This is a genomic window from Chitinophaga sp. Ak27, from assembly GCF_012726295.1.
GTDB lineage: Bacteria > Bacteroidota > Bacteroidia > Chitinophagales > Chitinophagaceae > Chitinophaga.
In genome coordinates this window covers 248,371-267,576 of record NZ_JABAOB010000010.1, presented here as the reverse complement: position 1 = coordinate 267,576, position 19,206 = coordinate 248,371, and the positions used below count along the sequence as shown (strand labels likewise).

Genomic DNA, 19,206 nt, shown 5'->3' with positions numbered 1-19,206 from the left:
AACTCACTTGTTAGACTTAGGAATTTGAATTAAAGTGCAATTTGAGCTCCGATTGTTATTAGCCTTAAAGGAGGTAGTGACAAACCAGGGCTTTCAGGGTCAAATCCTTTATATTTTGTAAATGTTAATACATTTTGCGCATTTGCAAATATTTTCGCATTTTGAAGATGGATTGTTTTTTTCCAACTAGAAGGTAATTCCCACGAAATGGAAACATTTCTCAACTTTATGAATGATAGGTCGGTCCAAACGGCGTTACTATTAGAGAGTGTTGATAAATCTTTACTACCATCGGAACTGAAAGGTTGACGGGTCACATTATCGCCAGGATTTTGCCAGCGTTTTAAAACGTCGGTGGTCTGATTACCTCGCCCAAAGTTAAATAGGCCCGGATAGATATTCGAGATGCCGTAAGTTAGGTTGTCAACGCCATACTTTTTAGTAAACTGAAAGAAGATATCTATTGAAATACCTTTGTAATTGAAGCTATTTTGAAAGCCGCCATAAAACTTAGGGTCTGGACTAACTGCAATGTATCTGTCAGTCGGATCAGAGGGATTTAGCGTCATATTTCCTTTTAAATCTCTATATTGATATTTGCCTGTAGTATCATTAATGCCTCCATAATTAAAGAATGTGGATAATGTGAGAGGTTTCCCTATTAAGAATGCGAGGCTTTTTTCAATGCCAAAGTATGAGTATAATTGATTTTTCGGAATGGTCAAGTTAATATTACTTGTCCAGCTGAAATGTGCTGTTTTAACATTCGTGGTTTGTAACGTGAATTCCCATCCGGTATTATGTATGACAGCTGGGAAATTTCTTGTGATTTCGCTAAACCCAGTAATGAATGGTAACCTGAACGTCGATAATTGATTTCCTGATGTGTTTTTATTGTAATTAACACTAAACAAAATTCTGTTGTCAATAAATCCTAAATCCAGACCAAATTGTAATTTCTTGGTTTCCTCCCATTCTAAGTATGGATTAGTTAATCTTTGTGGGACTAAACCTAATGTGTTTTGATATGGAGTTCCTGTTACAGTAACCGCTTGATATAAGTCAATAAACTGATAATCGCCAATCTGATCGTTTCCCGTGGTACCATAGCTTGCACGCAGTTTTCCGAAATTCAAAAAAGGGAGGACATGCTGACATCCGGGCTCCTCTGAGAAAATCCATGCACCGGCAATAGACCCGAAATTATGAAACTGGTTTTGTGGACCGAAGCGGGAGCTGCCATCTCTTCTAGTGTTAAGGTTGAGGATATATTTGTTCTGCCAATTATAGGTAATTCTCCCAAATAACGCATTGTATTTATAAATAGAGTTAATGGTTGATCCAATCATTAGCGTTGCTGCTGCCAGATCCTCCATGACTAGATCGTTGGTAAACCCACCTGCAGCGATGGATGTTTGGTCGCCATTTTGTTGTGTTATTGTACTTCCTACGATGGCATTCAATGTACCTTTTGAGATGTTATGAGTGAATTCAACTTGTGGCTCGACGATCCATGAGCTGCTGCGATTCGTTGTAAATTGAGATATCCTTATAGAGTATATCCGATCTTCAGGAGTATACATGGAGAGGGGAGATTTTACAATTTCATTTACATTCAGGTTGGTGTATCCAAGAGATGTTTTAAGAAAAAGACCAGGGTAAATCTCGTAACTTAATATCGAACTGGCAAGAAGATTTGTCGTTTTGTTGACGCTTTTTTGTGTTAGCGGGGCCATTGGGTTATTCAGGAAAGTTGTTGATCCCGAACTACTTGGCATCCAATCGATACTTCCATCTTTGTTATAAGGGAGTGGAGAAACCGGGGCCAATTGAAGTGCAAAAGACGTTAAGTCGGTCATTGGTAGTTTGTTATTATCTATAAGGTATGAACCTGAGAGTTGCACTCTGAATTTTTGGTTTTTAGAACTACCATTCATATTAAAATGTAGAGAGCCCTTGGTGTCAGAGAAGTCTCCTGGAAATACCGTCCCCTCTTTTCGATATGCTGCGCCGAGTAAAAACTGCATAGTATTGCTACCTCCTGAAATATTTGCTTCTATATCGGTAAATTTTGACGTGCGACCAATAAGCTCCTTTTGCCAGTCTACATTTCTGGTAGTGTCCCAGGTCCCGTTAAGGTCCCAGTCAAACGCTGATGGCGTGGATATACCATCATTTTTTAATGCTTCATGACGCATTTCCAGATATTCTTTCGTGTTTAGTACGTTTACTTTGTGCCCAACTGTTCCCCAGCCATTTTGAAATTTTACATTTGTTCTGATTTCTCCTGATTTACCTTTTTTGGTGGTTATTAGTACGGCGCCGTTTGCAGCTCTTGAGCCATAGATAGCTGTGGCATCTGCATCTTTAAGAACTTCAATACTTTCAATATCGGAGCTGTTGAGATAGTTTAACGGATTGCCGAAAGAAGTTGTAACGCCTGAGTTTCCGGTTATCATATTTGTTGTTGGGAGTAATTGAGAAATGTATGGAACGCCGTCAATAACATAGAAGGGATCATTGCCGCTATGTAGACTGTTTATTCCTTGAATGCGGACTGTTACACCTGTTCCCGGTAGACCAGTGGCCTGTTGTATATAAATGCCAGGTACGCGGCCTTCAACAGCCAGTAGTGGATTGCCAACGGGTTGTTTTTCTATATCAATTGCTTTTATACTGCTTATGTTTCCTGTACTAAGTCGCTTGGTGGTAATGCCATATGCTATCACTAGCTTTTCGTCAAGTGCATTGGTATGCGTGCTTAATTGGATAATTGAATTTTTTTCATCTGCAATTATTTCCTTAGATTCAAAGCCAATTGAACTTACAACTATTGTACTCCCTTTGCCTATATTTGAAAGTGAGAAGGTGCCGGCGGCATCTGAAATTGTACCACGTTTATCCTTTTTTTCTAATATAGTAGCGCCAGGAATTGGGTTCCCTGAATTGTCAACGATTTTGCCCGAGATCCGTACTATATTTCCTGTTGTATCTGTTTTTGAGATATGGCTTATATTATTATATGTTTTTAATTGGGGCTTCTTGAATATCTGAATTGTATGTTCATTTAGAAGAAAGGATAGTTCCTTTTTGTCATTTAGTAGGTAGGTCATTACCTCGCTTATTCCTGTTTTTATGAAATTCACCGTAATCTTGTTATCCTCATTCAATTGAGTGTCTGAGAGATTGTTTATTACTTCTAACCCAGTTTGTTGATATATTTTCTTGAACACCTCCCTGATGGGTATATTTGTACCAGATATGGTCACTTTGGGAACTTGCCGGACTGTGCTTGCTATTAAACTATGTGGGTTAGAAAAGTAGAATATTGACAGATATAATATTCGTAACAGTATGCGGTGTGATGTTGCTCTTGTCATCTGATTATAATTTAATTGAAGCATTCCTAGATCCAACTAGGTGGTGCTGTCCTTATGCTTATATTACACTTCATGTTTTAGATAGTACTATTTTTTTGTTAAATTTTCCCCCGTTTAGATTTATTAGTGTTGACTAGTACTCAAGACCAGTTATTGGGGTAATATGTCTATCGTGTTATACACTTCGCCCATTTTTATTGCTGATTGGGCCTATATTTTTCCTAATTGTTTGTAGTAGAATCTAGTGAATATTATTTATGGTATGGTTAGTTCTTACTGCTATATTACAACGGTCGCTTATTGTATCTTGATAGAAGAATCTATTAGGGAAATATTGATACTTCGGATATGTATTTATTTGATTAAATGCCGTAATGAATGAAAAGAGTTTTTTGGACGTTATGTTTTTTATTTTTTGCTATTTGTTGTTTTGCCCAGAGTGAGAAAAAGCGTCTCATTGATTCTACGACGTATGGTAGATGGCCGTCATTGGGGAGTCCTATAATTTCTAACGATGGGAGGTACACGGCTTACGAGATTCAGAATGAGCCCGTACAAAATTGTACCCTAGTACTGAAAGAGAATAGTGGTGATTGGGAAGAACGTTTTATAGGTGTGCGATATGCGGTTTTTTCGGCTGACAGCAAGAATGCGATTTTGATAGATACCACTAACGCGTTATGTATCGTTAAGCTGGGAGAGAGAGCTATTAATAAAATTGCTGATGTTAGCTATTTTAATCTACCCTCCAATGGAGATGGAGAGTGGATAGGCTATAGAAGTAATAAGAGTAATGATATTACAATAATGAACATACGTACAGAAAGGAAACGATCTTTATCTTCTGTTGGTAGTTTTTCATTTAGTAAAGATGGGAAGGTATTGTTATATGTGATCGATAGCATGAATCATCAACCAAACCAACAACTGAAACGACTGCATCTATCAAGTGGTGTTGAGGAGATAGTTTGGTCGGGAATAGGCCTTGAAGATATGATATTGAATCAGGATGCTTCGCGTGTTGCCCTCATGATTGAAGGAACGAATGGCAGTAAAGAGATTTGGTACTATCAAAAGAGGAAGGGGCGGGCCGAATTATTAGTTAGTGATGAATCATTCAGTGGATGGGAAGGTTTTGTTTTAAGTAGAATATCCAGAATGAGTGCTGATGGCAGATATTTGTTTCTTACTTTAGTGAAACTGCATAAGACTGATTTTAAAAGAAAAGGAAATTCAACTGTAAATGTATGGAGTTATCTGGATAACAAATTACAAAGTGCACAGTTGCAAGATGGAGATCCTGATCAGTTTTCCTCGGTAGCCGTTGACGTAGTGAGCCATCATATAACCTGCTTATCTAAGAGTAATGAGTTTGTTATTTCGAGTAGCGCGGCCGACAAAGTACATTTGGTGGAGTCTGTCTTGGGAGATGGAGACAGAACTGAGAGTAGCTGGAATAAGAAGGCACTTATAACCTATGCTGTTAAATCATCGGATGGAAAGATAGATATTCCACTCAAATTAGAAGGTGTACATATTGTTAGTGTTTCTCCTGGTGGAAGATATATTATTTATTTTGACAATACAAATAAAAGTTATTATAGTTTTGAAGTACCTTCTGGTATTTACCGTAAGATTACAGGCGATATAAATACATCTTGGATTGACTGCTATAGAGATGATGCCGGAGAGGTGCCTAGGGGAATTGCTGCATGGGTCGATAATGACTATGCAGTTCTGTTGTACGATAGGTTTGATATTTGGATGATTGATCCAGCTGGGAATAGAAAACCTATTAGTATTACTGGAGGATATGGTAAGCAACATGATATTATTTTCTTTCTCGCAATGCAGGAGAATAGTAAGGGCTTGTCAAGAGGTAAGACAGTATTGCTAAATGCTTTAGATATAAATACTAAGAAGAATGGATTCTATAAGGTAGTAATAGGCAGACCAGGCATGCCCGAGAAACTCACCATGGGGAATTATATTTATAAGTTAGTTGGAAACCCATATATCGATCAATCAGGTATATATCCGGTTAAAGCGGCTCTGCGGGATGTGTATATCGTCAGTAGAATGAGTGCAACGGAATATCCCAATTATTTTTATACTGCTAATTTTATTGATTTTAAACCAATCAGTTTTTTGAGCCCAGAAAAGTTATATAATTGGTATACGACGGAACTACACTCGTGGAGAACAGATGATGGTAAAATATTGCAAGGAATATTATATAAACCAGAAGACTTTGATTCTAATAAAGTCTATCCGGTTATTTTTCAGTATTATGAAAGGAAGTCATTTGGGTTGAATGAATATCTGACTCCATCCGATTTGACTGGTGGCTGCGATTTAAACATACCAACATATGTCAGCAATGGATATATTGTTTTTGCACCAGATATTGCATACGTTATTGGCAACCCAATGGCTGGTACACTTAGTGCACTTACATCCGCTGCAAGATACGTAAAATATTTTCCTTATGTAAACAAAAGAAAATTAGGAATAGGAGGGTGTAGCTTTGGTGGAATACAGACAAACTATTTGATCACCCATACGAATATCTTTACGGCGGCCTATTCATCGAGTGGAATGTCGGATCTGGTTAGTGCTTACGGCATAATTGTTGGCGGAAGGAGTAATCAATCTTTTTTTGAATATGGAGGACAAGGCAGAATGGGAGGGACATTATGGCAGGCACCGGAGCAGTATATTGGAAATTCCGCTATTTTCAATGCGGATAAGGTAGTTACGCCACTTTTGCTGATGCACACAACAAAGGATGCTATGAGTTCATTTTTACAAGCGACAGAGTTTTTTACAGCCTTGAGAAGATTGGGTAAAAGAGTATGGTTATTGGAATATACAGATGGAAATCATGGCATAAGTGGCAAGTCGGCTAGAGACTTCAATATTCGTTTAAAACAGTTTTTTGATCATTATTTAAGAGATTTACCCGCCCCTAAATGGATGACGCGTGGTGTACCGGCGGAGATGAAGGATATTGATAATGGTTTAGAGTTAGATTATCGCATTAAAACTCCAGCAGCTATAGAGACAGAATAGATGTCGAAAGTTGGCACATGGTGGATGGATATTAATAGTGGAAGGCTAAGGAGTTTATCGCATTGCCCATAGATTTTGACACAGCAGATATATATTATTTTGTGTGATGAGGTTAGAATGTATCCACAAGTTAAGAATAGAATGATGTAGGATGCTCTGAATAAACATATAAGGCATTAGGCGAGGCAGATTTTATTATTGTATATTTTATCTATCATGGAACCTATACATTAATTAATCTATACTTGGATGTTGGATAAACTGTTATCGCTGATTAGTGATAAAGGGAAACTACCCCTTTAAGAGGTAGCTTCCCAATTGTTATATTCTAAGAACAAATTTATATTAAATAGTTCTTATGAATCGAAGACCTGGATTGAATTAATCAACCTTCTGTACCCTGATAGTAGGACAAGCATTAACGTTGTCAACTGCAACAGAAGCAGTGATAACTGTTGCTCCCAGAGCGTTTGTAATATAAGACAGCTGAGCTGGAGAGTTACAAACTAATTTGGTAGTAGTTGCAGTTTGTCCTGGGGTGAAGAAATTGTTTAGAGATCTATTTGCTTTAAAAGCCAGAGCACCACCGATAACTGCCAGAACAGCAACAGCTGTTAATGCGAATTTTGCTTGTTTCATAATGATAGATGCTTTTTTGATTCAAAAAGCTAAACTTTATTTGGTAAAATTGCCTACTCGATTATAATGGTTTTCGGCTTCCCCATTTTGAGTTGGTTTGCTTGCAAGTATTCCACCAACTCTTATTGCGCAATATTTTTATTTTTTACATTCAAGTTTTAATTGTTGATGTTTAACTTCCCCCAGAAAAGCGTTGTTAAGTCTTTTTTCTGAATTGTATATTGCCAAGTAGGGAATGCCCTGCGCTTTGAAATATTCTGAGAATTTTTGTTTATAGTCAATTCCTACAGTAATGTTTGTGAACTTTTTTAACTCATTTTTCTTGTAGAAAGCTTTCATTTCAGGGTATGAGTAAGGTGTTATTAGGAAGAAATCAATGGTTTTTAATTGTCTGATATTTTCCATTATTTCATGTATTTGTGATTGACAAAATGGACAATATGGGCTAAAGTAGAATAGTACAGTTGGTCTTCCCTTCAGTATGCTTGAAGTATTCAAATAAGTTACGCTATCAGATAATTGGATATCAATGGATGGCATTATTTCACCTTCATGCCCTGTATGTACTGGTTTGTTATAGGGGATTAGTTTTTGAGCGTCATCAGATAGTATGGAGTACCCCAATATTTTGCAAGCTCCGATATATAGGAGAATACCAGTAAGAATGATAATAGTAGTCGGCAAAATATCTTTTCTGGACATGATGTTTTGATATTAAGTACTATATTTTTTTATGTTACTTAAAAGAGTAGGTCTGTTAAGTTTCGATCGGTGCATCAATTTCTTTGTTGAATGCAGTAATTATAAGGTACTCCATTAATAGGGACGTAAACATTATTGAAATTATGATTGGAAATAGTTGAAATCTCAATGCAATAGGCGAGGCAAAGACACTAAATGCAAAGTTTAGTGTCCACAATGCTATAACTAATATCAATCCTCTTTTTAATAATTTGTATTTTTTGTAGCCCTTTAAGAATATAAAACTTAGTAGACTCAAGATAAACAGGACATTCATGCTTCCAGTTAGGATTGGGTAATAGTTTAATACGTTTACGTTGTAATCCTTTACACGGGTTTTTAGCTTCAAGCTTTTATAATCAAACCATACTTTTGCAATTTCAGTTACACTGTCAATACCTGTGCTATAGTGGTCTAGAAATTCTACTGGCGGAGCATAATATTTTACTGCATTAGGAATTAGATAAAATTTTACAAATTCCGTTGGGTATGTTTTAATTAGAAAAGATCCGTAGTCGCTCATTATTGGGCCAACTGTAGCCCACTTTTTTAAAGCTGATGCTGTGGAATCCTTTTTGAACTGTTCTTCCATATATAAGGATAGGGGTGAGTTTGGTGCCCACATATAAAACGTATTCGCCATCAATGCTTCTTGTGGATGTAGTGCGATATTTCTACTGCTGTCGAAGTAGTTTCGGACCATCTTGTCTAATTGTTTGAATTTCGGTGTAACTGGTTTTACATGGCGGCTATCTACATATCTATATGCATATAATGCATTGTTCGCCATTTGCCAGCCTGAGAACGGCGTGAATTGTTTATAGCCAGTAATATCTTTATATTTATTGCTTGTGACCTGCATAAATAAACCAATTAATGAAATACTTATCCCAAATCCTATTATGTTTGCTAATATTCTTCGCTTCCCAAGTAATAAAGCAACTATCCCAATAATTGGATAGAATAAGGCATTATATCGCACGGTAAATGCTATGAATAGAATTAATGCGCTTGAATAAATGAGGAGCGCGCTTGGTTTGTTTATAATCCAAAGTAGGAGTGTAAACCATATCAAACTGAGTGAGAGAAAGAACGCATCGCTGGAAATGTAATTCGATAAGTACAGGTATACTGGATTGAATAACATGAATCCGTATAAAATAATCTTAGTTGCTTTGAGAGGAGCATAGAAATAAAATGTTGTAAACATTAAAGATATCGTACTAAGCTGTAATAGTAAATACTGTAATGCTACGATAGCTATATCCGAGCGAGTGAAAACACTTATTAGTCTGAGGAATTTCGAGTAGCCAATGGGATACGTATTTACTGGGAAGTTATGGTAGGCAGTTTCGAGGTATACATATGAATCTCCATTTATGAAGCCTGCATATGGATAAAAAAATTTGAAAATTGAGAATTGAATTATTATGGCGAATATTCCTATTCCAACTAGCCACTTATTAAATGTAGAATTGAATAGATATTCTTTGAAACTTACTGGATCGGAAGCTACTATTTTAATGCGTTTTTTTAGGCCATCTCCTGGTTCTTCTTTGTCTGTATGTCCTTGATGTGTGTTGGTAGAATGTATCTCCTCCCTGTTTGATACTTCTGTATGCATATTGTCTGTTGAAGCCATAGTGTTACTTGTTGGATGATCGAAGCGCGGTATTTTTACTAGCTGCATCTGGTTTATTCTCAATGGACCGATATATTTCTGGTATTTAGATTTTAGCTAGATCTATAAAAGAACTGCTTCATTGCCTAGGAATTATCGTTGATATCTTGTTTACTATCCAAATGGCTCTATTGTAATAACTTAGAATGTATAATGTTTAGTTTTTCTAGCTCTTGTGACTTGTAAAATTTGGATAGCCACTCATTGTATAATTTATTATTGTTTGAGTTATTTTGGAGATGCGCCACTTGCCATTGATGTTCTTGGTAATTAATATTACTAATTGACATGGTTTTTGGTGTTTGAGGGTTTGTTAAAGATCTATTCGGGGTAAATAACAGAATAACTTTATGTAATGGGTAGGAAATTCTGGTTAATTTTACTCTTCCTATCTCTTTTATTATTGCTGTTCGCCTATTACTACAAAAGTATATGCTGTCACTGCATTGTGCACACAGTTCTATTTTTTTATGCATTTCTAAGTCATCTCATATCTACTGCTATCTGATTTCATTTATAATGTTCAACTTAGAGAACGGTAATATTATCTATGAGAAAATTAGTTGTGCTAGCCCTGTTTGTTTTTTTGTTTATTGATCATGCATGGTCCCAGTCTCTTAAGAACATAAAGATTAAAGGACGGGTTTATGATAATGAACTGAAAGAGTGGCTTCCTTCCGCTACGGTAACCTGTTTGCGTTCAAAAGACTCATCAAAAGCTGCGATTTGTTTTACAGATAGTAATGGCGCTTTCGTTTTTGATAGTTTACCAGCTGGAAAATTCAGTTTACTAGTAACATTTGTTGGTTACCAGAGTTCATTGAGTTCGGTGAAGGAAATAGTGGGTGGCGAAGTCGTGGACGTAGGAAATATAATGCTAACAAGAACCGGTATGACGCTTTCTCAGATTGAAATTGTTAGGAAAAAGGAATTGTTCCGTCTATCTAAAGATACATTGGAGTTTAATGCGGGATCTTTTTCTACCCGTGAGAATGCTTCTCTTGAAGACTTACTCAAACGATTACCTGGTGTGCAAGTAGATGAGAACGGTGATATAAAAGTCAATGGAGAGGTTGTGAAGGCTGTTACTGTCAACGGGAAGTCTTTATTTAATATTAACGGATCTAGAGTAATTGGAAAGAATTTGCAAGCGGATTTGGTTGACAAGATACAGGTGATTGATAGGGATAGGGAGCACCTAGTAACAGATGGTGTGTTAGCAGGAGGTAGAGAGAAAGTGATTAATATTACCATAAAAGAAAAGAAAAAGAAGACTTTGAATGGAGAATTTACTGGTGGGTATGGAACACAGGGTCGCTTCTTTATAAAGAATAACTTAAGCCGATTTGATAGTCAGCAGCAGTTTGTGTTGTTAGGGAACGGTGATAATATAAATGACGGGCATGTTGGCTCCGGCGGTGTTGAACGAAGATGGATGTCTGGAGTTAACTATAGCAATGATTTTAGGGGGAAAATAGGTATGAATATTAGCTATCTAATGAATAGCAATAAGAACGATGATCGAAAAAGCAGCGTTAGGAAGAATTTTGTGGGAGATTCCTCTTTTTTTTATACTGAACAATCGCGATCTCTGAACGAAAGCATTGACCATGGGATTAGTGGTCAATTAGAGTTTAGAATTGATTCTTTACAAAAGATATTCTTTGTTAGCCAAATAAGCTTCTCAAAAAGTCACCAAGATATAAGAAGTGATTTTAGGTCGGAAGGCTCCTTACAACGAGAGCTTAATAGCGGATCTCTTATGAATTTAAATAGAAGAAAGTTGTTCGCTACGGCTAATATGATTAGTTATAGCAGAAAGTTCAGGAAAGAAAGACGCTCACTTGATGTTTCAGTAAGTTATAGTTATGGGAAGGATAGTCAGGAGCCTTATAACGTTTCAAATAGTGTGTATCAACTGGGGAATGGCCATATTTCGGTTGACTCTATTAATCAGACAGGTGATTATGAGGGGGTCAATAGACAATTTTTTTTTATGGCTAGTTATAGGGAACCAATAGCAAAGAACGGATATTTTTTATTTACATTGGCAGAGGATAAAACGGAAAGTGGATCGGATCGTATGGTGTTTGACTATGATTTCTCCACAAGGAAGTATGATCATTTTAATGACAGCATGAGTAATAGCTTTCAAAGTATAAATCAGCATTACTTGGGGAAGATTGGATGGGGGGTGAAAAGGAATAGGTTTGACTACGAGGTTTCCGTCGCCACTTTCCTATTTAAGTTAGATAACGCAAATAACACATTTGGGAACAATATACTGGTGAAAAAGAGCATGCTGCTGCCGGAGGCAAGGATGGGTTACGTGTTTAGCGATAAAGAAGAGATTCGATTGTATTATCAAAAGGGAATCCAGTTGCCAGGTTTGGATCAGTTACAGCCTGTCATTGACAATAGTAGCCCTTTGTATGTTAGACGGGGTAATGTGAAATTGCAACCTGCAGAGGCGAATAATTTATTTTTGAATTACAAGGTGTTTGACCCTGTTTCGATGCATTCTCTTTCAGTTAGTTTCACTGGGGTTATCACGAAGAATCAGTTCGTGAATAATGTTTTAACTGATTCAAGTGGACGGCAAATAATTCAACCAGAGAACGTCGACAAAGCATACAGTTTTAGTATTAGTATTGACAAAGGAATTCTGGTAAATAATAAAAAGAATATGTTGAATTTTGGGTTGGTTTCTAGACTCCGGTATACTCCGGGATATGTTGACGGAATAGAACAAAATACTCGTAACATTTCGTTTACTCAGACAACCAGATATAGCTATACGCATGGTAGATTTTTTGATTGTGTAGCCTCCGCTGTTTTAAATTATGATAATGTGAAATATCAACGCCAATTAGGGCCAAATAATAGATACTTTGTTGCAGGATTATCTTTTAATGGTGAGCTAAACCTTCCTCTAGGTATTACATTTGGTAGCGATTTTAATTATCGTTTTGTAACGGGGGGAATGATGGATCAGAATATTAATGTTTTTATGCTCAATGTTTCACTGTCTAAGTTTTGGGGTTTGCATAGGCAGTTTCTTTTGAAAGCAGAAGGACATGATCTTCTACGACAGAATACAAGTGTAAGTAGAAATACGGGTGTCAACTATATTGAAGATGTAAGGTCCAGTATATTAGAGCAGTTCTTTATGTTGAGGGTTTCTTATTTTTTAGGGAAGAGGTAGGTAATAAATTCGCAACCTTCATTTTAAATTCTTTGGAGAAAACATTGATAAACTCTATTTTAGGGCTAATTAGATAGGGAAACTGTCTTTCCCCCAAAAGACAGTTTCCTAAATGCTTCGGACCCTGACTAGAGACTTTGCTTCTATTCGGCAATCATCCTTACCCGTATTACTCCGCATGGGTGGGTGTTATCCACTGATGTTGAAGCCTGTATTGTGAATGGACCGAATGGATCTATTGTATACGATAGTGATACTGGAGAGTTGCATACTATTAAAATAGTCGTATTGGTTGTTCCAGGGGTATAGAAGGTGGATATTGTTTTGTGTGCCTTGAATGCTATCGCCGAACCGGCGATGCCTACAGAAATCACAACTGCTAGTGCGAATTTTGCTTTTTTCATAGTTGTATTTTTTTAGTTAAAAAGGGACTATAGTTCGGATAGCTAGTATCTTTGGTAATATGTTTTTTAAGTAGATTTAGTCAGTTATGTTAGTAAAAGCCTTTGTATATTTTTTGAAGAATCCCAAATTTTTAATGTAAAATGTTTATGAGTAGCGAAGATCCTGAAATATATGATACTGTTATGGGTTTTAACTCCTGATGGTAGATTGGCCAGTTGGGAATATCTCTTGAAGTTTTTCTTACTTGTTATCGTTTGCTGATCCAAATGTATGTTTATCTACTGCAATACGAATGCTATCGATGGCACTCGATGTTTATTTTTAAGTACCTATTTGACACACATCTTCTTAGGTTATATTTTCTGCTGACATTCAGTTGCAACGGATAAATGTAGATTGGATGTAAATTATGATGCCAGTGACTCTAATAAAGACGATAGTTTTTACAATTTTTTTTGGATTGTTTTTTATTGGTTGCTATTCTCAGGAGATTGCAAAGCCGGCTATCAATGATACTGCTTACGATAAATGGCCGTATTTGAAAGATCCGGCTATAACGCCTGATGGGAAGTACATAACTTATACTGTTTATAATGCATCGAAGAAGTCGGATACAGTTGTGCTAAAAAAGAGTAAAGGAGGCTGGGAGGTTAAATTTGCTGATATATATTATTCTCAATTTACTTCAGATAGTCGAAGGGCGGTTTTAATTGATACCGCGAATACGTTGTATACTATTTTATTAGGCAGTGCATATTTTGATAAGACACTTGGCGTCCACTATTTTAAAATTCCTGCTAATGGAAATGGAGAGTGGTTGGCATTTAAACATGTAAAAAAGGAAGATATGGTGTTAGTGAACTTTATTACTAAAAAGGAAATGATTTACTCTTCGGTGAGTGATTTTTGTTTTAGTGATGATGGGAGAATTTTGCTATATGTTATAGATGATCCTAATTGTCCAGGTGAACAAAAAATAGTCTGGCGTAACCTCGAAAAAAGAAAGGATGTAATAGTGTGGTGTGGTCGGAGAGTAGAAAGTATATTTATTAACGGCTTCCCATCAGTAGCAGTATTTATAACTACTGATGAAGCAAAGAATAGTAAGAAAATTTGGTATTATAAAGAAAGCTCGGATATGCCAGTTTTACTTGTCGATCAGAATATTTTTGGCAGTAACCGAGAGTTTGCACTGGATAATATTTTGAAGATAAGTGCAGATGGGAAGTATGTATTCTTCACGGTGACGAAGGAGGAGAAGATAAATGACAGGAAGAGTGAATCATCAATAGTGAAGATCTGGAGCTCTCAAGATCCAAAACTACAATTAACGGAGGTATCCGATCTACATAAGGATCGATTTGGTACTATGGTTATCGATGTTGATAGTCGACGAGTAACTATCCTTAGGGAAGATAATGAACTGATATTGGGAAGTAGTGTAGATGACGCTATGCATCTAGTGGAGCGTATTCCTGAGGAGGTAGATCTGGAGGAGAGTATTAGAAACGAAAATTTTTTTTCAAATTTTTATATTCGGTCCGCTGACGGCCAACTTGACATGTTATTAAAATTTAAGGGGCCACATATTGCAGCTATTTCTCCTAATGGGAAATATATTGTTTATTTTGATAACGAAAAGTCGGAGTATGTAAGTTATGAGATTGCTTCAGGTAAATACCGGAATATTACTGAGAGAATAAATACTTCTTGGTATGGATATTATTTTAAAGATATAAGAGACAGGCCTCGGGGAATTGCTACATGGACTAAAGATGATGAGAGTGTGTTAATATATGATCGTTTTGATATTTGGATGGTCGATCCCAACGGAATAAAGGATCCGGTGAACATTACTAGTGGATTCGGCAGACAGAATAATATCATATTTTATCTTGGACTAGCAACGTATTCGAATCGAATAGTATTGAAGGGTCAGCCACTTCTACTGAATGCAGTGAGCATAGATACCAAAGAAAACGGATATTATGAAAAAGCATTAGGGAAGGATGTGGCGCCGAAGAAATTAACTATGGGAAATTATATATATCAGTTGATCGACAATCCATATGTTATGCGAAATGGAATATACCCATTAAAAGCAAGAGATAAGGATGCTTTTATCGTGGTGAGGATGAATGCAACGGAGTACCCAAATTTTTTCTATACGGGAGATTTCATAAATTTTTATCCGATTAGCACGTTTCAACCAGAAAAATCGTTTAACTGGTATACGACCGAGCTCCATTCATGGAAAACAGAAGAAGGAGAAGCTTTGCAAGGGGTGTTATATAAACCGGATGATTTTGATCCCAAGAAGAAGTATCCAGTTATATTTCACTATTATGAGAAGAAATCATTTGAATTAAACGATTACCTGATTCCATCCTATCTTAATAACGGCTGTAATATAGACATTCCGACATACGTCAGCAATGGATATTTGATTTTTTTACCTGATATTAATTATGTTGTTGGAGATCCAATGACGAGTACATTGAGTGCACTTACTTCAGCTGCCAGATATGTCGAAAGACTTCCTTATGTTAATAAAGGTAGAATCGGTATCGGAGGGTGTAGTTTTGGAGGAATTCAAACCAATTATTTAGTTACTCATACAAATATTTTTTCAGCGGCATACTCATCAAGTAGCATGTCTGATTTTGTGAGTGCATATGGAAGTATAACGCGGGGAGGGAAAAGTCTGCAGGCATATTTTGAACCTGGAGGACAAGGACGGATGGCAGGGACTTTGTGGCAGGCACCAGATATGTATATTAAGAACTCAGCGGTTTTCAACGCTGACAAGGCAATCACGCCATTATTATTAATGCATACGACAAATGATGGATTATGTCCATTCTCGCAAGCGCTAGAATTATTCATGGCATTACGAAGGCTGGGCAAGAGAGTTTGGTTATTGGAGTATACAGAAGGGAACCATCATATAGAAGGGAAATCAGCAGTAGATTTTAGTATTCGATTAAAACAATTTTTTGATTACTATTTAAAGGGATTACCTGCTCCTGCGTGGATGGGAAATCTAAAGTTATAGAGAAACTGGATTGCTACACTTTTGGACAAAAATAATGGAAGTAAATTAGAAATAATGAGTATAGTATGTCAATACAAATAGTATGTGGTTTTCGTGAGCGTAGTAGAAAATTGAATTTCTCTTATGCTTAAAGAGTCGCAATTCAGTATTCTAGAGAGGAAAGGGCATTGTAAAGGATATCTATCTCATTGTATAGAGTAATATATTAAAGAGTTGGTCTAACATGCAGAATTGGACATGGATTTGTATTCTCCACTGTTGTTGACGCTTTGATAGTGTATGTGACCTTGTCCCCAATCCTGGACACGATAAACTAGAGATTTTGGGCGTTTTTATGTCTTTCAACGACCTCGTTCGGCGTTAGGTTATTAAGCGAACTGTGAGGACGAAAATTATTGTATTCCCAGCGCCAATGTTCTATTTTTTCCTGGGCATCCTCAAGAGATAAGAACCAGTTCACATTCAGGCATTCATCCCGAAAGCTGCCATTGAACGATTCGATAAAGGCGTTGTCAGTGGGCTTCCCAGGGCGGGAGAAATCTAAAGTTACCTTATTTTCATAAGCCCATTTGTTAAAATCCTTGCTGATAAATTCACTCCCGTTATCAACTTGGATTCGCCGGGGAACGATATTTTTTTGACCTTTTAAATCTTCCAGAATTTTCACCACATCGATACCTTTTATCGATTGCCCAACCCCGATTGTCAGGCATTCGCGACTAAAATTATCCACTAAAAAGATGGCAGCAGATGGAACAGTGAGCATCTTTGCCGGCCGGGCTGATGGTAGTGCCGGTAATGTAAATGGGAACGGTACCAATGCAGCATTTAGCTATGTAACTAGCCTGGTGGTTGATACAAAGGATAGCCTCTATGCCATCGACCAGTTTAATAGCCAGGTGCGTAAAATAACTCCTGCAGGCGATGTAACCACTTTTACCAAAATAGCGTTTACCCCTACAGGTATAGGTATCAGCAAATCAGGTACTATTTACCTGGGTGCGCAATATGGTGGGGTGAAAATGGTAGATAGTTTCGGTAATATCACCCCGTTAGGCGGATATGAATCACCCGGAATGGCTATCGCGGTAAATGATGCTGGTACCGCATTCTTTGCCGGTGGTTGGGATTACCCGGTAGTATTCAGTATTGTGGGGGGTGAAAACAACCTATGCCAATTCGGTACTGCCGATGGACCGCTGCGCAGTGCTGCTTTCGCTAACCCTATCGGTATCGTGAGGGACGCCAATACAGGACTCATGTATGTGGCCGATAACTATGCGATACGCATGCTGACCGACGACCAGGTGATCCGGGTGGCTGGCTGGAAAGGAGGCCCCCAGTTAGTAGCAGGATTCGATGATGCACCGCTGGGGGCATCTACTTTCTCTGATATCACGGCTATCTGCACCGATGCGGCAGGTAATGTGTATGTAGCAGAACGGGGAAATAAATGTGTGAGGAAGATATTCTTTAGATAGACAGAGCTCTATTAAAATAAAGAATGGCAGGCGTAGAAACGTCTGCCATTGTCTTTTATGAGGATGTTAAGGAAAACTACTAGTATCCTTCGTTTTGTTTCATATTTGGATTACGATCCACTTCTGCGAAAGGCAGCGGGAAGATAGTATACTTACCATTCCAGGCCTGGGCAGCCAAACCTGCGTGTGCAGGAATGTCGCGGTGTGTTCGCTGGAAGTCGAATACACCTTGTCCTTCAAAGGCCAGTTCAATACGGCGTTCGGTGAGGATGTTGGTGATCAGGTCAGCCGCGGTAGCCGGCGCCAGCGGGGTAGCAGACGCTCTTACCCGCACCTGGTTCAGCAGCTTGATCGCTTCCGGGTCGGCCGTAGCAGTATTGAGACGTGCTAATGCTTCTGCTTTGATTAGCATCACTTCCGCCAGGCGCAGTACGGGTACCCATGCATCGAACGCGGAGGTACCGAAGAACTTCGCCGTATAGAAGGTGGTATCCTTTTTATCTGAGCTCAGCACGATATTGTAGAGCGATTTACCTCTCAGGTCTGTCTTTACATCGAAGTTAGGCAGGCTCAGGTAATCTTTACTGATAGAGATGTCTGCTCTTCCCTTAGCGCCGTAGTGTTGTCCCAGGGCGTTGTTGGTGTTAGGGTTGTCGGCGCTGTTCATCGCCACAGAGAAGATCCTTTCTTTGGAGGTCTGGTAGTTGGCGGAAGCAAATACCGTCACCGGGTTTTCCAAGGCATAACCCGCAGAGGACAGCAATACGCTGTCTGCCAGGTCTCTTGCTTTGGCCCAGTTGCCCTGGTATAAATAGATACGCGCCAGCAGGGCTTGTGCTGCGCCTTTGGTAGCCCTGGCATGATCATAGAATCCGTCGCCGGTTTTAACAGGAAGTACGTTAGCGGCTTCTGTTAGTTCTTTGATCATGTTATCATATATTTCCTTCACGGAATTACGGGGCACTTTATTTTTAGGATCGAGAGCTTCTGCACCATCCTTCGGAGCGGTGAGTATCAAAGGTACACCTGGTTGAGAGGCATCGCTGGAGAAGGTATAGGTTTGTGCATAGATATTCACCAGGTAGAAGTAAGCCAGTGAACGGATAAACTTGGATTCAGCATAGTATTGTGCGGCGTTTTCTGCGCTTACCTTGCTTTCATTTTCTTTTAACTTCTGTGAGAAGAAATTGGTTTCATTGATGGTTCTGTATCCACCGGACCAGCAGTTGAAAGCAGTGGTGCTGTTAGACAGCATGTCGAAGGTAGCCACGTTAGGGAAATAGGCCGCTTTGTTAGCATCCAGCCCGCGTTGATCTACATAGATCAATACACGGCCTCCGAAAAACTCCAGGTTTTGCAGGGCATCATACATCCCCACAGCCGATTTGGCAATTCTTTCCGGGGTGCTGAAAGCTGCATTCGGATCCAGTTTGGCGTAAGGCGACTGGTCATTTACTTTGGAACAGGAAAAAACTACCGTGGAGGCCAGTGCTACGGCTCCGATAGACAGCTTTTTTGTAAGGTTTGATTTATTCTTATGAGTCATA

At 38.2% G+C, this 19,206-nt stretch carries 9 protein-coding genes and 1 pseudogene; 4 read left to right on the top strand and 6 right to left on the bottom strand.

The annotated features are described in order from the left end of the window. Nucleotides 1-29 precede the first annotated feature (29 nt). Nucleotides 30-3,380: a SusC/RagA family TonB-linked outer membrane protein gene (locus HGH90_RS27790; RefSeq protein ID WP_169192416.1), complete on the bottom strand. Its 3,351-nt coding sequence runs from the start codon at nucleotides 3,378-3,380 to the stop codon at nucleotides 30-32. 378 nt (nucleotides 3,381-3,758) lie between these two features. Between HGH90_RS27790 and HGH90_RS27785 the strand changes: the two genes are divergently transcribed. Further along, complete coding sequence (locus HGH90_RS27785) at nucleotides 3,759-6,452, top strand: alpha/beta hydrolase family protein (protein ID WP_169192415.1); 2,694 nt, start codon at nucleotides 3,759-3,761, stop codon at nucleotides 6,450-6,452. A gap of 381 nt (nucleotides 6,453-6,833) precedes the next feature. On the opposite strand, the gene HGH90_RS27780 is transcribed toward HGH90_RS27785, so the two are convergent. From HGH90_RS27780 to HGH90_RS27770, 3 genes are all read right to left on the bottom strand, one after another. Beyond that, nucleotides 6,834-7,091: a hypothetical protein gene (locus HGH90_RS27780; protein WP_169192414.1), complete on the bottom strand. Its 258-nt coding sequence runs from the start codon at nucleotides 7,089-7,091 to the stop codon at nucleotides 6,834-6,836. A gap of 138 nt (nucleotides 7,092-7,229) precedes the next feature. Then, nucleotides 7,230-7,793, bottom strand: coding sequence for a TlpA family protein disulfide reductase (locus HGH90_RS27775; protein WP_169192413.1), 564 nt, complete (start codon nucleotides 7,791-7,793; stop codon nucleotides 7,230-7,232). A gap of 55 nt (nucleotides 7,794-7,848) precedes the next feature. After that, nucleotides 7,849-9,474: a hypothetical protein gene (locus HGH90_RS27770; protein ID WP_169192412.1), complete on the bottom strand. Its 1,626-nt coding sequence runs from the start codon at nucleotides 9,472-9,474 to the stop codon at nucleotides 7,849-7,851. Between the two features lie 589 nt (nucleotides 9,475-10,063). Here HGH90_RS27770 and HGH90_RS27765 point away from each other — a divergent pair. Further along, a complete protein-coding gene (locus HGH90_RS27765) occupies nucleotides 10,064-12,718 on the top strand; it encodes an outer membrane beta-barrel protein (protein WP_169192411.1) in 2,655 nt (884 codons plus the stop codon). An 814-nt stretch (nucleotides 12,719-13,532) separates the two neighbouring features. Further along, nucleotides 13,533-16,178: an alpha/beta hydrolase family protein gene (locus HGH90_RS27760; RefSeq protein WP_169192410.1), complete on the top strand. Its 2,646-nt coding sequence runs from the start codon at nucleotides 13,533-13,535 to the stop codon at nucleotides 16,176-16,178. 313 nt (nucleotides 16,179-16,491) lie between these two features. On the opposite strand, the pseudogene HGH90_RS27755 reads toward HGH90_RS27760, so the two are convergent. Then, nucleotides 16,492-16,923, bottom strand: a pseudogene (locus tag HGH90_RS27755) (integrase core domain-containing protein); the annotation flags it as partial. Here HGH90_RS27755 and HGH90_RS27750 point away from each other — a divergent pair. Then, nucleotides 16,919-17,659 (top strand): hypothetical protein, encoded by a 741-nt coding sequence (locus HGH90_RS27750; RefSeq protein WP_169192409.1) that lies wholly within the window; start codon nucleotides 16,919-16,921, stop codon nucleotides 17,657-17,659. The pseudogene HGH90_RS27755 and the gene HGH90_RS27750 overlap by 5 nt on opposite strands. Nucleotides 17,660-17,738: 79 nt before the next feature. Here the strand turns inward: HGH90_RS27750 and HGH90_RS27745 are convergent, their stop codons facing one another. After that, nucleotides 17,739-19,205 (bottom strand): RagB/SusD family nutrient uptake outer membrane protein, encoded by a 1,467-nt coding sequence (locus HGH90_RS27745; protein ID WP_169192408.1) that lies wholly within the window; start codon nucleotides 19,203-19,205, stop codon nucleotides 17,739-17,741. Nucleotide 19,206 lies beyond the last annotated feature (1 nt).

Bases quoted from the DNA above. Each gene is read 5' to 3' on its own strand.
- HGH90_RS27790 (WP_169192416.1), bottom strand. From the start codon at position 3,380: ATGACAAGAGCAACATCACACCGCATACTGTTACGAATATTATATCTG.
- HGH90_RS27785 (WP_169192415.1), top strand. From the start codon at position 3,759: ATGAAAAGAGTTTTTTGGACGTTATGTTTTTTATTTTTTGCTATTTGT.
- HGH90_RS27780 (WP_169192414.1), bottom strand. From the start codon at position 7,091: ATGAAACAAGCAAAATTCGCATTAACAGCTGTTGCTGTTCTGGCAGTT.
- HGH90_RS27775 (WP_169192413.1), bottom strand. From the start codon at position 7,793: ATGTCCAGAAAAGATATTTTGCCGACTACTATTATCATTCTTACTGGT.
- HGH90_RS27770 (WP_169192412.1), bottom strand. From the start codon at position 9,474: ATGGCTTCAACAGACAATATGCATACAGAAGTATCAAACAGGGAGGAG.
- HGH90_RS27765 (WP_169192411.1), top strand. From the start codon at position 10,064: ATGAGAAAATTAGTTGTGCTAGCCCTGTTTGTTTTTTTGTTTATTGAT.
- HGH90_RS27760 (WP_169192410.1), top strand. From the start codon at position 13,533: ATGATGCCAGTGACTCTAATAAAGACGATAGTTTTTACAATTTTTTTT.
- HGH90_RS27750 (WP_169192409.1), top strand. From the start codon at position 16,919: ATGGCAGCAGATGGAACAGTGAGCATCTTTGCCGGCCGGGCTGATGGT.
- HGH90_RS27745 (WP_169192408.1), bottom strand. From the start codon at position 19,205: ATGACTCATAAGAATAAATCAAACCTTACAAAAAAGCTGTCTATCGGA.